The sequence below is a fragment of the Seinonella peptonophila genome, assembly GCF_900129355.1.
Taxonomy (GTDB): Bacteria; Bacillota; Bacilli; order Thermoactinomycetales; family Thermoactinomycetaceae; genus Seinonella; species Seinonella peptonophila.
Genome location: NZ_FQVL01000020.1, coordinates 22,857 through 39,654, shown reverse-complemented (window position 1 = coordinate 39,654; position 16,798 = coordinate 22,857). Strand labels below are relative to the sequence as shown.

General features: G+C 38.2%; 15 protein-coding genes. 10 read left to right on the top strand and 5 right to left on the bottom strand.

The genetic code is table 11. From position 1 onward, the window contains the following. The 4 genes from BUB71_RS17885 to BUB71_RS17870 all read left to right on the top strand — a co-directional run. The coding region (locus tag BUB71_RS17885; protein WP_139279183.1) for an RNA-guided endonuclease TnpB family protein at positions 1–290 on the top strand (290 nt) is incomplete at its 5' end. 142 nt (positions 291–432) lie between these two features. Continuing rightward, positions 433–1,191, top strand: a complete 759-nt coding sequence (locus BUB71_RS17880; RefSeq protein ID WP_073158332.1) for a prolipoprotein diacylglyceryl transferase — start codon at positions 433–435, stop codon at positions 1,189–1,191. Beyond that, the gene (locus tag BUB71_RS17875; protein ID WP_073158329.1) at positions 1,184–2,593 is read left to right on the top strand and encodes a radical SAM protein; all 1,410 of its coding nucleotides are present in this window, start codon (positions 1,184–1,186) and stop codon (positions 2,591–2,593) included. Before BUB71_RS17880 ends, BUB71_RS17875 begins: the two co-directional genes overlap by 8 nt. Position 2,594: 1 nt before the next feature. Next, positions 2,595–2,858, top strand: a complete 264-nt coding sequence (locus tag BUB71_RS17870) for a hypothetical protein (RefSeq protein WP_073158325.1) — start codon at positions 2,595–2,597, stop codon at positions 2,856–2,858. A 98-nt stretch (positions 2,859–2,956) separates the two neighbouring features. Here the strand turns inward: BUB71_RS17870 and BUB71_RS17865 are convergent, their stop codons facing one another. Both BUB71_RS17865 and BUB71_RS17860 read right to left on the bottom strand, forming a co-directional pair. Then, complete coding sequence (locus BUB71_RS17865) at positions 2,957–4,810, bottom strand: NAD(P)-dependent oxidoreductase (protein ID WP_073158322.1); 1,854 nt, start codon at positions 4,808–4,810, stop codon at positions 2,957–2,959. Positions 4,811–4,952: 142 nt separating this feature from the next. Beyond that, entirely contained in the window at positions 4,953–5,474 is a 522-nt protein-coding gene (locus tag BUB71_RS17860) for an MmyB family transcriptional regulator (RefSeq protein ID WP_073158319.1), read from the bottom strand. Positions 5,475–5,593: 119 nt separating this feature from the next. Between BUB71_RS17860 and shc the strand changes: the two genes are divergently transcribed. Then, a complete protein-coding gene (gene shc, locus BUB71_RS17855; RefSeq protein WP_073158315.1) occupies positions 5,594–7,438 on the top strand; it encodes a squalene--hopene cyclase in 1,845 nt (614 codons plus the stop codon). A gap of 14 nt (positions 7,439–7,452) precedes the next feature. Here shc and BUB71_RS17850 read toward each other — a convergent pair whose 3' ends face one another. Together BUB71_RS17850 and BUB71_RS17845 are read right to left on the bottom strand one after the other, a co-directional pair. Beyond that, positions 7,453–8,868 carry a hypothetical protein gene (locus BUB71_RS17850; RefSeq protein WP_073158311.1) on the bottom strand — a complete coding sequence of 472 codons (1,416 nt, stop codon included), beginning with the start codon at positions 8,866–8,868 and terminating at the stop codon, positions 7,453–7,455. Positions 8,869–9,033: 165 nt separating this feature from the next. After that, on the bottom strand, positions 9,034–9,966 hold the full coding sequence (locus BUB71_RS17845) for a TolB family protein (protein WP_073158308.1): 933 nt from the start codon (positions 9,964–9,966) through the stop codon (positions 9,034–9,036). Between the two features lie 321 nt (positions 9,967–10,287). Between BUB71_RS17845 and aepX the strand changes: the two genes are divergently transcribed. The 5 genes from aepX to BUB71_RS17820 all read left to right on the top strand — a co-directional run bounded on the left by aepX (position 10,288) and on the right by BUB71_RS17820 (position 15,465). Continuing rightward, positions 10,288–11,172, top strand: a complete 885-nt coding sequence (gene aepX, locus BUB71_RS17840) for a phosphoenolpyruvate mutase (RefSeq protein WP_073158305.1) — start codon at positions 10,288–10,290, stop codon at positions 11,170–11,172. A 12-nt stretch (positions 11,173–11,184) separates the two neighbouring features. Beyond that, positions 11,185–12,327, top strand: coding sequence for a phosphonopyruvate decarboxylase (gene aepY / locus BUB71_RS17835; RefSeq protein ID WP_073158303.1), 1,143 nt, complete (start codon positions 11,185–11,187; stop codon positions 12,325–12,327). Between the two features lie 17 nt (positions 12,328–12,344). After that, positions 12,345–13,454, top strand: coding sequence for a 2-aminoethylphosphonate aminotransferase (locus BUB71_RS17830; protein WP_073158300.1), 1,110 nt, complete (start codon positions 12,345–12,347; stop codon positions 13,452–13,454). A gap of 15 nt (positions 13,455–13,469) precedes the next feature. Next, positions 13,470–14,213, top strand: coding sequence for a YheC/YheD family protein (locus BUB71_RS17825; protein WP_073158297.1), 744 nt, complete (start codon positions 13,470–13,472; stop codon positions 14,211–14,213). 277 nt (positions 14,214–14,490) lie between these two features. Next, positions 14,491–15,465 (top strand): glycosyltransferase family 2 protein, encoded by a 975-nt coding sequence (locus tag BUB71_RS17820; RefSeq protein ID WP_073158294.1) that lies wholly within the window; start codon positions 14,491–14,493, stop codon positions 15,463–15,465. Between the two features lie 181 nt (positions 15,466–15,646). Here the strand turns inward: BUB71_RS17820 and BUB71_RS17815 are convergent, their stop codons facing one another. Continuing rightward, on the bottom strand, positions 15,647–16,798 hold the full coding sequence (locus BUB71_RS17815; protein WP_073158289.1) for a Ger(x)C family spore germination protein: 1,152 nt from the start codon (positions 16,796–16,798) through the stop codon (positions 15,647–15,649).

Below are 16,798 nucleotides of genomic sequence, written 5' to 3'. Positions count from 1 at the left end.
AAAACCATAACTTAGCTAAATCCATCACAGATGCTTCTTGGTCAGAATTTGTAACCATGTTGGAATACAAGGCGGAATGGTTCGGAAGAACCATTATGAAAGTAGGGAAAACCTTCCCATCCAGCCAATTGTGTTCTTGCTGTGGCTACAGAAACAAAGAAGTGAAAAACCTGAACCTTAGAAAGTGGAAATGTCCTGAATGTCATACAGAACATGACAGGGACATGAACGCTGCTACTAACATCTTGCAAGAAGGTATAAGATTCATTGCCGCTGGGATGGCGGTATAGCTTGGTTAATATCTCGTCAGTAGATGGGAGTTCCCAAGAATCCCCCACCTCTTAGCGTTAGCGTAGGTGGAGGGAGTATTCAAATCGATTAGAATAGGTATTTCTCATGATATTCTACAAAACCTTCTAAAGGAGTTTATCCATGGATTTTCCTATTTATATTTCTTTTGGCCTTTTTAAACTTCATCCTCATTTATTATTTGAATCATTAGCCTATTTTATTGGTTTTCGGGTTTATCTGAAAATGCGTGGTCAGTCAAAATTAACAATGATCCAAGCAATGTGGGTTGTGTTTGGAGCGATTGTAGGCGCATCCATTGGCTCTAAACTATTAGCTTGGCTAGAAGATCCGATGAGAACAATTGAACAATGGAACCATGTTTCTTACTTGATGCAGGGTAAAACGATTGTTGGAGGACTACTAGGTGGTTTAATCGGGGTTGAACTGATTAAGAAGAGGGTGGGTATCACCCGATCCACCGGAGATGACATGATCTTTGCATTAATTACAGGGATGACCATCGGTCGCATTGGATGCTTTCTTACTGGACTTTCAGATCAAACATATGGCATCCCCACCTCATGGATTACCGGAATTGATTTTGGTGATGGTGTGATGCGTCACCCTACTCAGCTATATGAGATTGTTTTTCTCGTTTTTTTAGGTGTATTGCTTTATTTCATCAAAAAGAATATTCCATTGCATGATGGTGCTCTTTTCCAATTATTTATGATAGGTTACTTAAGCTGGAGACTTCTCATTGATTTTATCAAACCTACTCCTCACCCTTATTGGGGATTAAATAATATTCAAATCGCTTGTCTATTGGGACTTATATATTATGGATGGATATGTAATAAAAACATATCAGGAGAGAGGAAGAGGACAAAAAATGCCTAAAAATCGCCCTTATCTTTTTCATGAATTAACAAATAGCATCTGTTCAACTTGTTATCGCAAATTAGAAGCCAAAATTGTTTTTCAAGATGAAAAAGTCTATTTACTTAAACGCTGTCCAACCCATGGTCCAGAAAAAGTCTTAATTTCTACAGATATCGAATACTATAAACGCTGTCGAGAATTTATTAAGCCATCAGAAATGCCACTGCGATGGAACACACCCATTCGCTATGGATGCCCATATGATTGTGGTCTTTGCCCTGATCATGAACAACACAGTTGTTTGACGCTATTAGAGATTACTGATCAATGTAACTTAGAGTGTCCAATATGCTATGCTGAATCTTCCCCTAAACGCCAAACATGGCGCTCACTTGCACAAATCGAGAAAATGTTAGATGCGATTGTCACAAATGAAGGCGAACCAGATATTATTCAAATCAGTGGCGGTGAACCCACCACACATCCACATTTCTTTAAAATCCTGGATATGGTGAAATCACGACCTGTAAAACATATTATGGTCAACACAAATGGATTACGGATTGCTTCAGATCGTAAATTTGTAAAACAACTCGCTAGTTATTTACCAGGATTTGAAATTTATCTCCAATTTGATAGTTTTGAAGCAGAAGCACTCGAAGATTTGCGGGGCGTTGATCTACGTGAGGTACGGAAAAAAGCGATCCAACATCTTAATGAATTTAACCTCTCTACCACGCTAGTTGTCACATTAAAAAAAGGATTAAACGACCAAGAAATTGGAAAGATCATACAGTATGGCTTGAAACAAAAGGCTGTAAGAGGAGTCACCTTTCAGCCTATTCAGGCAGCAGGTCGTTTAAACTCCTACGATCCAGCAACAGATCGTCTTACTTTAAGCGAGGTACGCCAAATGATCATTGACCAATCCGAAATCTTTCAAGCAGAAGATATGTTACCAGTACCCTGTCATCCAGATGCTCTCGCAATGGGATATGCATTAAAGACAGATGAAGGTGTAATCCCGCTTACTGGATTAATTGATCCTGATATCTTATTAAAAGGACGAAGAAATACGATTGTCTTTGAGGGTGATGAAGAGTTAAAAGCTAGGATTTTCGAGTTGTTTTCAACGAATCATTCTCCACATTCCTCTGCCTTGTCATTAAAACAGCTCCTCTGCTGTCTTCCGTTGGTCAGTACACCAGAAGAAATTGGATATGACCGCGTTTTTCGGGTGATTATCATGCAATTCCTTGATGCTTATGATTTTGATGTGCGTTCTGTTAAAAAATCTTGTGTTCATATTGCACATCCTGACGGTCGGATTATTCCTTTTGACACTTATAACTTGTTCTATCGTGATGAGAAAGAAAAGAGGTTAAAAGAACTTCAAGCTCTTTATGGAAATGAGGGATAACATGGATAAAAAGTATCGATGGGGGCAGTTTTTTTTAGGCGTTTTTATATCTATTTTACTCATTATCATATCGCTCATGATATCTTTTAGTGATTACACTTCCGCATATATTTTTATCGCTGTACCTATTATCTATATCATGATCGGACTAACTCCCTTTATTCGAGGAAGTGCTGAAAGAACACATGGATACTGGATGCTAGGTGCACTTTGGGTATGCCTCTACTCTTTATGTGCTACCATCGTCATCAGCAATCAAATGTAAAATAGGAAACACTTCTGTTTACTTTTACAGGAGTGTTTCCTATTTATTTCAGCACTGAGCAGTTTTGGAATATTTTCATACAAGTATAAATAAAACGTCTATTTATATCGTTCTGGATTTGTGAATGCAATGACACTATCTCTCTTATCAGGATTCTGAAGAGCAGATGCTAACCTTCCAGGAACAATCGGAACTCTTTTTTCCGAAATAGATTTCACTCCTATTTGTCGTGAATCCTGCGGCCAAGTATTTAAAAAACTTATTGCACGGGGATTCACAATATCAGGGTCATAGCCTCTGATTAGTAGATTGACCATTTTTTCCGTTGCTTGATCACTCGTATGTTTAATCATTGATTCCGTGTTAAAAGCATTTGACTTATTAAAGCTAAACCACTCAGCTAATCGAAATTCATCAAAGCGTGAATCAGCAGGATAATCAGAAGCTGCTCGTATTTTTCCAGATTTAAGTGCACGGTATAGAGCTTCTAGATCTACTACTCCTGGATGCGTAGCTGTTGTTAATAGACTACCTGGTTTCATATGATCAAAATGAAAAGAAGTAAAGAAATTCATATTTTCGTGATCATCCGAAATACACAAACAAACCACATCAGACTCTTCAAGTAGTTTAATTATATTCTCTTTACGTTGGATACCTAGTTGTATCTCCACGTCTGGATGCTGATGTGTACTATAGTAGGCAATTTGATCTGGCTCGAAAACAGATAGCATCTCGGCTAAACGTTTGCCAATTCGCCCGAGTCCAATTATCCCAATGGTCTGATTTTCTAATCCAGGTGTAGTTTTAAAAGTAGTCTGACTACCCCTCATAAGATCAAAAAAACCTCGATTCATAGCAAGTGAAGCTCCAATCATCCACTCCGCGACTGCATTCGTTGGTGTTGATGGTGTATTAGCAATTGTAATTCCTTTATGGGTAGCATATTCCCAAGCAGGTATAAATCCTTTGTATCCAATTCCAGGAAAGACAATCGACTTTAATCGATCAGCAGCGTTCACTACCTCTTCTGTCACTTGTTCGATACCGCCAAGAATATAACCGTCCATCCCCTGAATAGCTTCACATAATTCTTCTGTTGTAGGTTCATTTTTTTCTAATCTATTTACATGAATCCCGTTATCTTCAAGTTTTTTAAAATGCTCGGGCGACATAAATAAGTCACCTGTTACTAGGACTTCCTTAGGTAAGTTCAATTTTGGGTTCCGCAAATATGCCAGTGGATGAAAGTGCGGTTTTGTAGGAACAAATTGATCAATCTGTTTCTGATAGTGTTCAATCCAGGCTCTATTGCTTAATAACTCATTTCCTCTAATGATATCATCAATGAACGACCATGCTCCGCGCTTCTCAGTTAATTGTTTAAATACGCTAAGAAGCTCATCATTATTCTGATTGGATAAAACCAATTCTTTCAGATCATTTAAAACACTCCGATTAAGATTTGAGTAAATTTCCTGTATCTGAGGAATCATGTCTGGAGTAAGTTCAACATCATCGGTAAAGTTAAGATCAATCCATTTGCTCAATTGAATAGCAGACTTAATACCAGCTCGATTGTAGCTTGATGATCGATAGTATTTTGCATGAGCAATTAATAACTGAAATTCACCACTGTTTTTTAATAAAGAAAATAAAGGTGCAAGTGTCGCTAAATTGGAACGAATCATATCCTTTTGGTATTCGGAATGCTCCACTTCCAAATTGCGGTTGGTCGAAGTATTCTCAAATACTGATTTTAAATGATCTATGGCGTTTTGATATTCTGGTTTATCAATATCTGACTTCAATCGCTTTGATACCTTTAGAGCCTCGTTAAGGAGTTTGGTTGTATCCCAATGATGAGGTCGTTTTCCTAATAACAAACCAGCTAAAGCTGTCGCTTCATGTTTCGTTAACCCAAATGGATATTGAAAACTTGAATCAGGCAAATCCTTCGACCTCCCTTGAAAAAACTTTCTAGACATTTTTTTATTCTCGTTTGACCACTTTGTGGATCGGATTGAAATCTGCATATAAGATTTTCTTTATTAAACCAATGAATAAGATAAATTGTCAACAAAACGGGGAATTTTATTCACTTTCAAAATAATGTTCTTTATTTAATAATCGATTGACGGTTTCTCTGCTTAAACCTAAGAATTGACCGATTTCTTCTTGTGTTAAGAGTTCCTTTAATTTATAATCGGTGCAATATTCATTCATTATCTTATGAAATAGAAGAAGGCGATCTTTAGATGGTAACATTGTTAAATCTAATCGCCTTTGCATTTTTCTTAAATTTTCTTGTAGGATCATCGCCACTTCTTTATATTTTTTTGTCTCATCGCTTAATGATTGATACCATTCATCAGCAGAAATTCTCTTCACTTCACACTGTGTAATGGATGATGAAGCGTCATGCCAAATCAGGATTATCACAGACTGGACACGATAAATGTTAAAAACTAATTCTCCGACGACAGGATGATGCACTCTTCTCTCCTCTGCTTTGCGCAAAACATCATGTTCTACCCACCAATCTCGAAATTCTGGGCTTATTTGATGTTGCTCACCTACATGGCGATCATTGCTCGAAAAGATATAAAAAAACAACAGCCTTTATTTGCACTTCATTTATTACGTGAATAATTTCCGATATCTTTTATAAATTGACATGGAAACTAGAAATAGAAAATATACATCCGATATATATTGCCACGAGGTGACTATTTATGAATCAAATCAAAAAGCAGATCCATCTTCTTGTAGAGAAGTTGATTCAGGATCAAAAATCGAATGGGAGTTGGTCATTCTGTTTTGAAAATGGGCCGATTACCGATTCATATATGATTTTATTAATGATTACCTTAGCTAAAAGAGATTCCTCTGTAATGAAAGTTTTAAACCGTATTATCAAAATGCAATCATCTGATGGATCGTGGAAATTATATCCAGATGAAAACCCGGGGAACATTTCAGCTACCATTGAAGCTTGTTTAGCATTACTCTATTGTGGGAAATGTGCACCTGATGATCCCATAATGCAAAAAGCCAAAGGCTTCATCATGAAACATGGTGGACTTCAGAAAGCGAACCGATTAACAAAAATCCTCTTATCCTTATTTGGACATCAACCATGGCCTAGCATTCCTTTACTTCCGATTGAATGTCTTCTTCTACCTACCAGCAATCCCTACAATCTATTCAATATTGTGGGTTACGCCAGAGTTCACCTTGTCCCGCTCATGATCTTAGCACACCAAAAGTTACAAATAGATCTTCCTCACAAAAATGAAGTTGATCAATGGTTATCAGGCATCCCAATAAATGTAACGGAAGAGGAACCACTGATTCACCGTAAACAAATTGCCCATCACTTTACTCATTCCCAGATCAAATTAGAAAAACTGGCTCTCCAGCAAGGTTTGGATTTCATGATCAAACATACTGAAATAGACGGAACACTGTATAGTTATACAACTTCTACTTTCTTTATGGTTTTCGCATTACACTCTCTTGGCTACCCCTTCAACCATATGTATATCCAGAAAGCATATAATGGTTTAGTCACCTTTCTTTTCCCACTTGATGAAGGGATCTACCATCTACAAGAAACAAGCTCAACCGTTTGGGATACTTCCCTGCTGGTTTATACTTTGCAACAAGCGGGACTCCCTGCCGAACATCCTACTATAAAAAAAGGAATCCAATATCTACTCAAACGTCAACAGGTCAAAAAAGGTGACTGGTCGATTCACAATCCCTATAGCCAGCCAGGTGGTTGGGGGTTTTCGGACATAAATACCATCAATCCCGATATTGACGATACATCTGCCTGTTTACGAGCACTTACTCCCTCCACTTATCGCGTTCAATCTATTTACTCAGCTTGGAAACGAGGAGTCCAATGGTTACTCTTCATGCAAAATCCAGATGGTGGATGGCCTGCATTTGAGAAACAAACGGACCCCATCTGGTTTCGTGTCTCTCCAAAACTCCGCCATGTACTTGCGGACCCCTCAAATAGTGACTTAACTGGCCGAACATTAGAATTTTTAGGTAATTTCACCGATCAACGGGGATTAAGCAAACCAATCGAACATGCCTGTCGTTGGTTGTTTCAACATCAACAAAAAGATGGTTCTTGGTATGGTCGATGGGGAATTTGCTATATTTATGGTACTTGGGCAGCGCTAACTGGATTATCTGCTGTTGGATATGATCATACCCATCCCCAAGTCAAAAAAGCAGTTGCTTGGCTGTCTCACATTCAAAATCCAGATGGAGGTTGGGGCGAATCTTGTGATAGCGACAGACAACAAAAATTTATTCCTTTAGGTCGATCCACAACTGTTCAAACAGCATGGGCATTGGATGCCCTGATTAGTGTGACTACTAAGCCAACCAAAAAAATCCAAGCAGGGATCAAATATCTATTACAAAGGCTAAGCGATCCTACAATTGACGACTATCCAACCGGAGCCGGTTTTGCAGGACAGTTTTATATTCGATATCACGCTTATCCTTTTATCTGGCCTCTACTTACTTTAAGTCACTATTACCAAAGATACAGCTAAATTCAACGATTCTATTAATAAATCCAACCAATTTTATTTGAAGTCTTTTGTCTCTCCTCACTTCGAGACCCATATAAAATTCGCACCACCTTTTTCATACTCTCGATTCGTTTTTCTCGTAAACCTGGCATATCATGTCCATGATGTGAGAGATACCCTCCTAACGTTTTAGGCCAAACCCATGGATGTTTCACCAACACCCATTTACCTGCTTTAAACCATGATATGCCACTTTTTTTAATCCGCTCAATCTCACCTGGGTGAAAGTGTTGATGTGCATAATACCAATCTTCAATCCGATCATCCACCCAACCATGCAATCGCCAAAAAATCGGATTCACGTGGGAAGAGAAAAATTCACCCAACCAATCATACTTGGGATCATTCCACCTTGAGTCAAAGTCTGCATCATGTCTACCAGTTGGAACAATTTCATTTGTAATAGGGTCTCGTGGAATATTTGACCAACGAAGATGCAGATCATTATGAACACTAAATTCGAGCAGAGATCCCAACTCTCCTAGGGTAAGCGTTGCTAGGTAAGCGGGATTTTTAAATTGATAATCGAGCCAACACAGTCGATTCCAATAAAAATCATCTGTTTTTATGACGGAAATACGGCTGCGATATGCAGGTGCACAGGGAATCTCCCATATTGGTGGAACGCGATTTGAAAAGTCATCAATTGTTGCATCTGGGGCTTCACTTTCACCAGGTTTGGGCAGGGATTCCCATTCAATCATTCGCTCTCCCTTTTGTGTCATCATCATCCGGTAATCAGCCACCATTTGACGATGAAAAAAGAGAAAATCTTCTCCTGAGCCGTTAATAATCGCATTTGGTCCTATTGCATACCGGTTCCCCCACACTTGCCAATCCAGTTTTCGAATTTCCTCACGATACGAAGCATCTAATGTATACCAAGAATTCCGAAGTACATGCCAGACCAAATGGTGATAACGATGCACCTCATCCGCGTAATGATCAACAATCGTTTGTGGTAGACGATAAATAGCATATGGAAGCTCTTGACTAACAGCGACAAAGGAATAAGTTGACCCAATTGTTCCAGTGCCCAATGTTTGAATCAACGTTCCGACAATCGCTGGTCGCTGTTGATCTCCATCTCTCCATTGCTCCAACAAAATACCAGTCAAATCAAAAATCTGCCCAGCAACTGATGTATTAGATTTTCCAATCGCCCGCAGTGTTATCGATTCGGGATGTGAATATAACTGAACCCCCCCTTCCACTACCCAAATTCGATCTTCAGATACCATCTCCCCGACGAGAAATGAATGATCATCATCCACTAGACGAAGTTCCGCTTCCATTTTGACCAAATCATTATCATTACATTGTTCTGAATTACCGATAACATTATGCAGGATTCGAAGGGTCCAGCGACCCAGAAATTGCTCTTTTCCCATATAATCGCCACCACTTTCACAATCGACTTATACAGTTATCAATATTCAGTCCCCTGTAATTTATATTCAGATCAAAAGTTTGAGGACTCCACACACTTAACAGCTTTACATAGAAAAACCCGCATCTGAAATAGGAGGCGGGTTTTAGATGTTTATTATTTTGTCTTACTTAATTGCAGCCCAATCGTTTAGAGCAACATTACCTTTCACAATTTCTTTTAATTGTGCACCTTTACTTTTAACTGGAAGTTTATAGATAGTGGTTTTCCCTTCGCTTGCTTGGTTAGCAATTGCTATTTCTTTCCCGTTTGGTGAAAAGGCAGCTGCTGTTACATTTTTAATTGAGCTTGGTAAATCTACAATTTTTGCTTTTTGCGTACCATCTGGTCGAATGGTATAAAGATCTTTACCATCGGTAAATAAAATCTTTTTATGGTCGATTGTCCAACCCAACAAGGTTTCTGCAATGTTGGAGGTGTGGGTAATATTTTTCTTTTTAGAACCATTTAGGTTAATGGTGTAAATATCTCCACCACCATCCTTCTTATTGCTCGAGCTATCATAGCTATAAGCAATTCCTTTTCCATCGGGTGTTGGCTTGATCTGGGTTTTGATAGCATCAATTGTTGTGATAGTCTGATCTGATGTACCATTCGAATTTATGACTTGGATCGGACTTTTCTCAGCACGATTGTTTGGCGAAAAATAGACGATTTTCTTTTTATCAGGTGTCCAAGCTGGAATTCGATGTGTAGGTGGTTCATATTCTTCTTTATTCACTTTGGTTACCTTTCCACCACTACTTGGAATGGTAAATAAACCACCATCACCATATTCACCATGGAAAACAATTTGTTTACCATCTGGAGAAATATCCCCTTCTTCCCCTTCTCCATTTTTAGTTAACAAGGTTTTGTTTTTCCCGTTTGGATCAACATGATATAGTTCGGTTTTTACATCGTATTGTGACGGCTTATACTGAGTGTATAAGATTTTTTCTTTCCCCCCATCAGCAGATACTGGCAAATGAGGTGCTCCTATCAAAAACGCTGACAAAGCAAAAATCGATGTAGCAACTGTTAACATACCTTTTTTCATTCCGCCAAATAACCCCCATCAATTATTCTCATTGTGTATGACCATATTTTCTGCAATAACGAATGGAATAGTTACCAAATGTTACTTTTCACTCAATAAAGTTGCAGTAGTAGTATTAAAAAACACAACTTATTAATTATAAATATTCTTTCATAAAATCACAATATGCCATAAATATTCAAAATGCATTATGATAATTCGCAATATTTAGCCCTTAGCCCTGTCATTTCTATGTGTGTCTAGTTATGGAGCGCCGCTTCATTTTCTATCCCTTCCTCATATCTTGTACTCAAACAAATAAAATGAATGGAAAGGGATATGATGAAAAAAACAACGAAATTAAAACAATTGATTCACTCATCACAGCTTTCATATCTAATGGAAGCACACAATGGTTTATCAGGAAAGATCGTAGAAGAAGCAGGTTTTCAGGGGATTTGGGCAAGTGGATTATCAATATCTGCATCAATGGGAGTAAGAGATTGTAACGAGGCTTCATGGACTCAAATTGTTGACATTTTAGAATTTATGAGCGATGCAACTTCCATTCCTATATTGGTTGATGGCGACACAGGTTATGGCAACTTTAATAATGCAAGGCGACTGGTACAAAAATTAGAGCAACGCAACATTGCTGGAGTCTGTATCGAAGATAAACAATTTCCAAAGACAAATTCGTTTATTAACAGTCATCAACAGCCACTTGCTGATATAACTGAATTTTGCGGTAAAATCCAAGCCATGAAAGATACACAGAAAGATGACGATTTTATGGTCATAGCCAGAATCGAAACTTTTATTGCAGGATGGGGGCTCGAAGAAACTTTGAAGCGAGCAGAAGCTTATCGAAACGCAGGTGCAGATGCCCTACTAATCCACAGTAAACGGTCAGATAGCAGTGAAATAGAAGCGTTTATGAATGAATGGGGTGGTAAATGCCCCATTGTGATTGTGCCGACAACATATTACAAATTGTCAGCTGATGAGTTAGAGAATTTGGGAGTAAATCTAGTTATTTGGGCCAATCATAATCTCAGATCGTCCATACAAGCCATGAAAAAAATATCTCAGCAAATTTTCCAGGAACAAAGTCTAGTCAATATCGAAAATAGTGTGGTTCCACTAAAAGAGGTTTTCCGTTTACAAGGAACTGAGGAACTCCAAAAAGCTGAGAATGAATATTTCCCAAACTCTTCTAAAAGGTAGTGGTGATTTCCTATGCTTGATACACAAGCATTTGGGCATGAATTAAGACAGTTGGGCTATACATTTTATACAGGTGTACCTTGCTCATTTCTTAAAGATTTGCTCAATTATGCAATCAATGAATGCGAGTATATCATCGCATCGAATGAAGGAGAAGCGATCGCGATTGCTTCTGGTGCTTCTATAGGTGGGAAAAAAGCCGTTGTTTTCATGCAAAACTCAGGATTAACAAATGCAGTCTCCCCTTTAACATCACTAAACTATCCCTTTCAAATTCCATTACTTGGATTTGTAAGTCTTCGTGGAGAGCCAACTGCCGCTGATGAACCACAGCACGAATTAATGGGTCAAATCACTACAAACCTTCTCACTTTGATGCGGGTAAAATGGTCTTACCTTTCAACAGATTTGGAAACAGCGAAACAGCAAATCCAACAAGCAAATGCATGGATTGATCAAAATCATTCATTCTTTTTTGTAGTCAGAAAAGGAACTTTTGCTCCACAATTGCTTCAAGAAACTCCTTTTCCAATTCCATCTAATCAGACCAAAGTAAGCAAACAAACTCAAGATCAACTACCAAGTCGCTTTGAAGCACTTACTTCAATTCATTCCTTGAAAAATAAGCATACGATTCTCATCACAACTACAGGCAAAACAGGTCGAGAGTTATATCAAATTGCCGATGATGAAAATCATTTATATATGGTTGGTTCAATGGGATGTGCAAGTTCGCTTGGGTTGGGCATTGCACTAAGTCAACCAAGGTTAAAAGTGATTGTAGTTGATGGAGATGGTTCATTACTTATGAGACTCGGCAATTTGGCGACAATCGGTTGTTATCAGCCTCCAAATCTTCTGCATATTCTGCTTGACAATCAAGTTCACGATTCGACAGGTGGACAAAGCACGGTTTCTCCATCCGTCAATTTTGTAGAGATGGCGGCTGCCTGTAGCTATCCTCGTTCAATCTATCTCCATCATCTTCATGAATTATCTTCCACCATACAGCATTGGAGTGAGAGCAGCACTCTTACGTTTTTGTACTTAAAAATACGCAAAGGTTCCCAAACCAATCTAAGTAGACCTCATCTCAAGCCTCACGAAGTGAAAACAAGATTACAATCGTTTATCAGGCAGGCTCTAACTAAATAAGAGGAAGGAGGTCTCCGATGAAATCAATCAAAAGAAATATTCTCTTAAATCCAGGCCCTGCCACAACGACTGATCGTGTGAAATACGCCCAGGTTGTACCTGACATTTGTCCTCGGGAAGCTGAATTTAGTCAGCTCCTAATCAACCTAACAGAAGACCTCACACGAATAGTAGCAAATCTCCACCAATATACGACTGTCATGTTTGGTGGATCGGGTACCGCTGCAATCGAAGCGATGATCAGCTCTGTGATTAGTGATGATGACCAATTATTAATCATCCAAAATGGCGCATATGGAAAACGGATATGTGAAATAGCTCAAACGTATCAATTACCTTATTTAGAATATCAAAGTTCGCCCTATGACTGTCTTCAATTAGAAAAGCTCGAAACATATATCCAAAAACACCCAAGGAAAATAACTCATCTTGCTATTGTTCATAACGAAACGACAACAGGGCTTTTAAATGATCTTGCTTCAGTCGGCAAACTTTGTGCAACTTATCAAATTGATTTACTTGTTGATGCGATGAGTTCTTATGCTGCTATCCCTATTGATATGATACAGATGAATATCAGCTATCTTGCAGCTAGCTCTAATAAAAATATTCAAGGTATGCCAGGTGTTTCTTTTGTCATTGCATCCAAAGACAAATTAGGCAAGATAAGAAATCAACCTCGCAATTACTATTTAAATTTAATTGCACAATATGATTATTTTATCAAGACTCATCAATTTCGTTTTACCCCCCCTGTTCAAACACTTTATGCCTTAAAACAAGCATTAGATGAACTTAAACAAGAAGGAGTCGAAACTCGATATAAAAGGTACACTCAGTCGTGGAAGACCCTTATCACGGGTCTCAAACAGCTCCAATTAAAAACCCTTGTTCCTGAAAGATATCAATCGAAAATTGTGACTGCTGTGCAGGAACCTTGTTCTCCAAATTACCATTTTCATGATCTGCATGACTATCTTTATGAAAAAGGATTCACAATCTATCCTGGGAAGCTAGATCATCTCCATACATTCCGGATCAGCAACATAGGAGCGATTTACCCTCAAGATATCAAGCAATTTTTGCTCCATCTATCCGAATATCTTGAAAAAATAGATTACATTTGAAAAGGAGGCACTTGAATGAACAGAGCATCGGAAGATAAATTCACAAAATACCGATTTCTAAGTCAATCCCCTGCTTTATTACCTCATTTACCTGAAACACATCTTTTCAATCAACATACCTTCGCTTATATGTTGCATAAATATCAACAAATCATCGTAAAACCAATTGGTAAAGGAGGCGGATTTGGCGTTATTCAAATTTCTGCACAAGGTGACAATCAGTACAAAGTGCATATTGAAAATAAAACACGTATCATTCAAGGTCTTTCAGATACTTACCACTATGTCAAACACCTTACAGGCCCCCTCAGATATTTGATACAAAGACGTATCCCTCTCGCTCAAATCAATAATCGTCCTTTTGACATTCGCGTGATCGTACAACGAAAAAAACGATCTCATGTCTGGAAAGTCACAGGTACTGCAGCTAAAGTTGCTGGGAAAGGTTTTATAGTAACGAATAATACACGGAGCAAAGGGACTCTTCTTCCTCTTTCTGTTGCCATCCAAAGGGCAATCTCTCAGCGAACCATTCATGAAAATCCTATAGGCAATATTAAGCAAACATCAATTAAAATCGTATCTCGTCTTAGTCGTTTATATCCTCCACACCGTATTTATGGATTAGATATCGGTCTAGATCATCATGGTCGTATCTTCTTAATTGAAGCCAATAAATACCCATCGATGTCTCATTTTATTAAACTAAAAGATTATTCCACCTATCGTCGAATTCAATCCATAAAGCAAGGAAGCTAATTAGATCCTACACGATTAAACAAATGAGATTTTTGGATCGTTAACGCACTTCACCCAGATAAGAGAATGAGATAAAAGCATAAAAAGAAACATATTTTTATAGGACGATGAAAGCGTTAGCATCATCATGTAATATAAAGAAGAAGATAAGTGTTATACCTTGACTAGAGTCTCATACTTTGTCTAACTGTCAACGTAAAGGAGTTATGGAGGCTAGTCAAGGATCGTCCGATGCAACTAGCAATCCATAGATTGCTTGAACTGTAGGGAGTAAAAAATGAGCATGAGTGTTATCATACCTCTATTAGCGGAGTATGGTGACGGGTTACGGCGTTTTGCTAATTACATTGTAAGCATTTCGTCTCAGGTCGAAGATTACGAGTTTCAATTCGTAATTGCCGATGAAAGTGAGCAAAAGGCTTATCAATACCTAGCGAATCGTCTCCAAGAGAGCAGTAACGTAGTACACTTTGCTCCTTCTCCAGAATCGCGCACAGGGGCAAACGATAAGATGAACGGCGTGTATGCAGCATTGGAATATGCGCAGCACGACAAAATCTTTCTCATGGATGACGACTATCGTGCATCAAAAGAGACACTGATCAAGGTTCACGAGAGGTTCGAACAATATGACATTTTCAAAGCAATGCCGAAGTTTAACCGCTTCACTATCAATGCACTGATCGATCTCAGTGGTATGTTCGTCATCAATGTGTTAGACCCGCGTAAGCAGTACTGTGGGCACAATGCCTTTCGCAAGCATCATATCCTCCAAATCGAATCTCTTAATCGAGATGCGCTCTTTGACGAATATGTGATAGAGGCACAGTTACGAGAAGCAGGACGATTAAAAGGATACCGAATTGGATTTGCGAAAGATATAGGACTAGAGGCTACACAGGAAATCACTGCATCTAAATTTTTCGAACAGCGCGTCCGATATGCGTATGAGAACTTAGCATTTCCTTGGAGATTTATAGGATTTGCTTGTATCCTTCCTCTTCTCATCGCACTTGGTATTCTCAACATCACTTGCGCAATCTGGCTAGCGACTTGTCTAACACTGGGGATACTCACTGTTTCTTTCATCGGACAGTTGATTTACGGAGCTACGATCGTCGCCCCTTACTACACATTTTTGTGGAGTATAGCGTGGTTCTGGTTCTATCCGTTTACAACTTGGATCGCCCTGTACAAGCGTGTAACTGGCGGAGTACGTTTCGGAGGTAAAAAGATCTTACGAGCAAAATAAGCCGCCTCACTCGAGTAGTTGAGTCCAAGGGAGTTTTAAGACATGACATCTTAAAGCTCCCTTGGCTTTTTATTATAAATACTGTTGTTATGATTATATGCACGAAACCCAATACTCGTTCTGATTACGATAGTATGTCTCATCAACGATAAAGAAAATGAGTGATTCTAATATCTTTTTTCTATTGTTCATTCTTTATTTTCATTTGCCCGCCAGTTTCAATCTTGATCATTGCCTTTAAAGACAATGAGGATTTATCTAGTAACAGTTGTTCTCGTCCATGTCTCTTTTTCCATTCTTTCCATAAAGCTATTTGATCACGATAAAAGACATGTGAGAGTTGGTATACATCGATCCCTCTCTGCAACCCTTTGTTATAAGTATAATAAATCTGCCTTTCCAACTCTTGGTTAGCATATTTTTCTAATATATTTAGAGGCATAAATTGTATCAATTGATAAATTTCTGCTTGAAATTTTACTTTCATTTGAAAAGCGGTTTTTCCGTTTCGTTGATAAGATTGAATTTTCACTTTAGGGTCGCGTAAAAGAAGCTTAGCTGCTGGCTTTCCATTTTTCATTACGGTGATGGGTGCACGAACAAGATTGGGATTTGTCCATTTAAAACCAATTAATTCCTTTTCGCTCATATGCTCTACATAATGTGAGTGAGCGAAAAATCCAACCCCATCATATTTCAATTGATTTAAAGGTTTATTCCCTTCTATCCATATTTTTGATGTGGTGAGAAATGGTAGATAGGCTGTATTAGCAGGTTCAAAATAATAGGCTTCAAATTGAAACATCCGAAGCGGTTCGAATCGGGAATATTGTTCATAAATATTTCGGGGATCACTTTGAATCGTAATAATAGACGGAATCTGAAAAGGCCCTACTGTTGTTAGTATTTCAGGAATTAATTTTTGCGTTCCAAAAATCCACATGGTTTTACGAAATTGAACAAACCTTGACATAAATTCTAGAATCTGTTTCATTCCCCCTTGTTTCAAAATTCTATCTGAAACAATCAGCGTTTTAATATGCTCAAAAGAAATCTTACGCTGTGATGTTGTATATAAACTATATCCTGTATCGATTAATATTTTACCTGTCCCTTTAGCTACAACTACAGGTTTTGTCTGCGATGGTGATGATCCTGTTTTTGACACATTTGAAAAATTATTGAATTGTGCATAAGCAATATATTGTCCATTTTGATAATCTAATCCAAGGGCAGTGATATAAAAAGTATTTTCAGTTTCTCGTATATCCCAACAACCCGTAAGACAAAAGACCATAATACTCATAATGAATAATTTCATTTTAAATCGCAT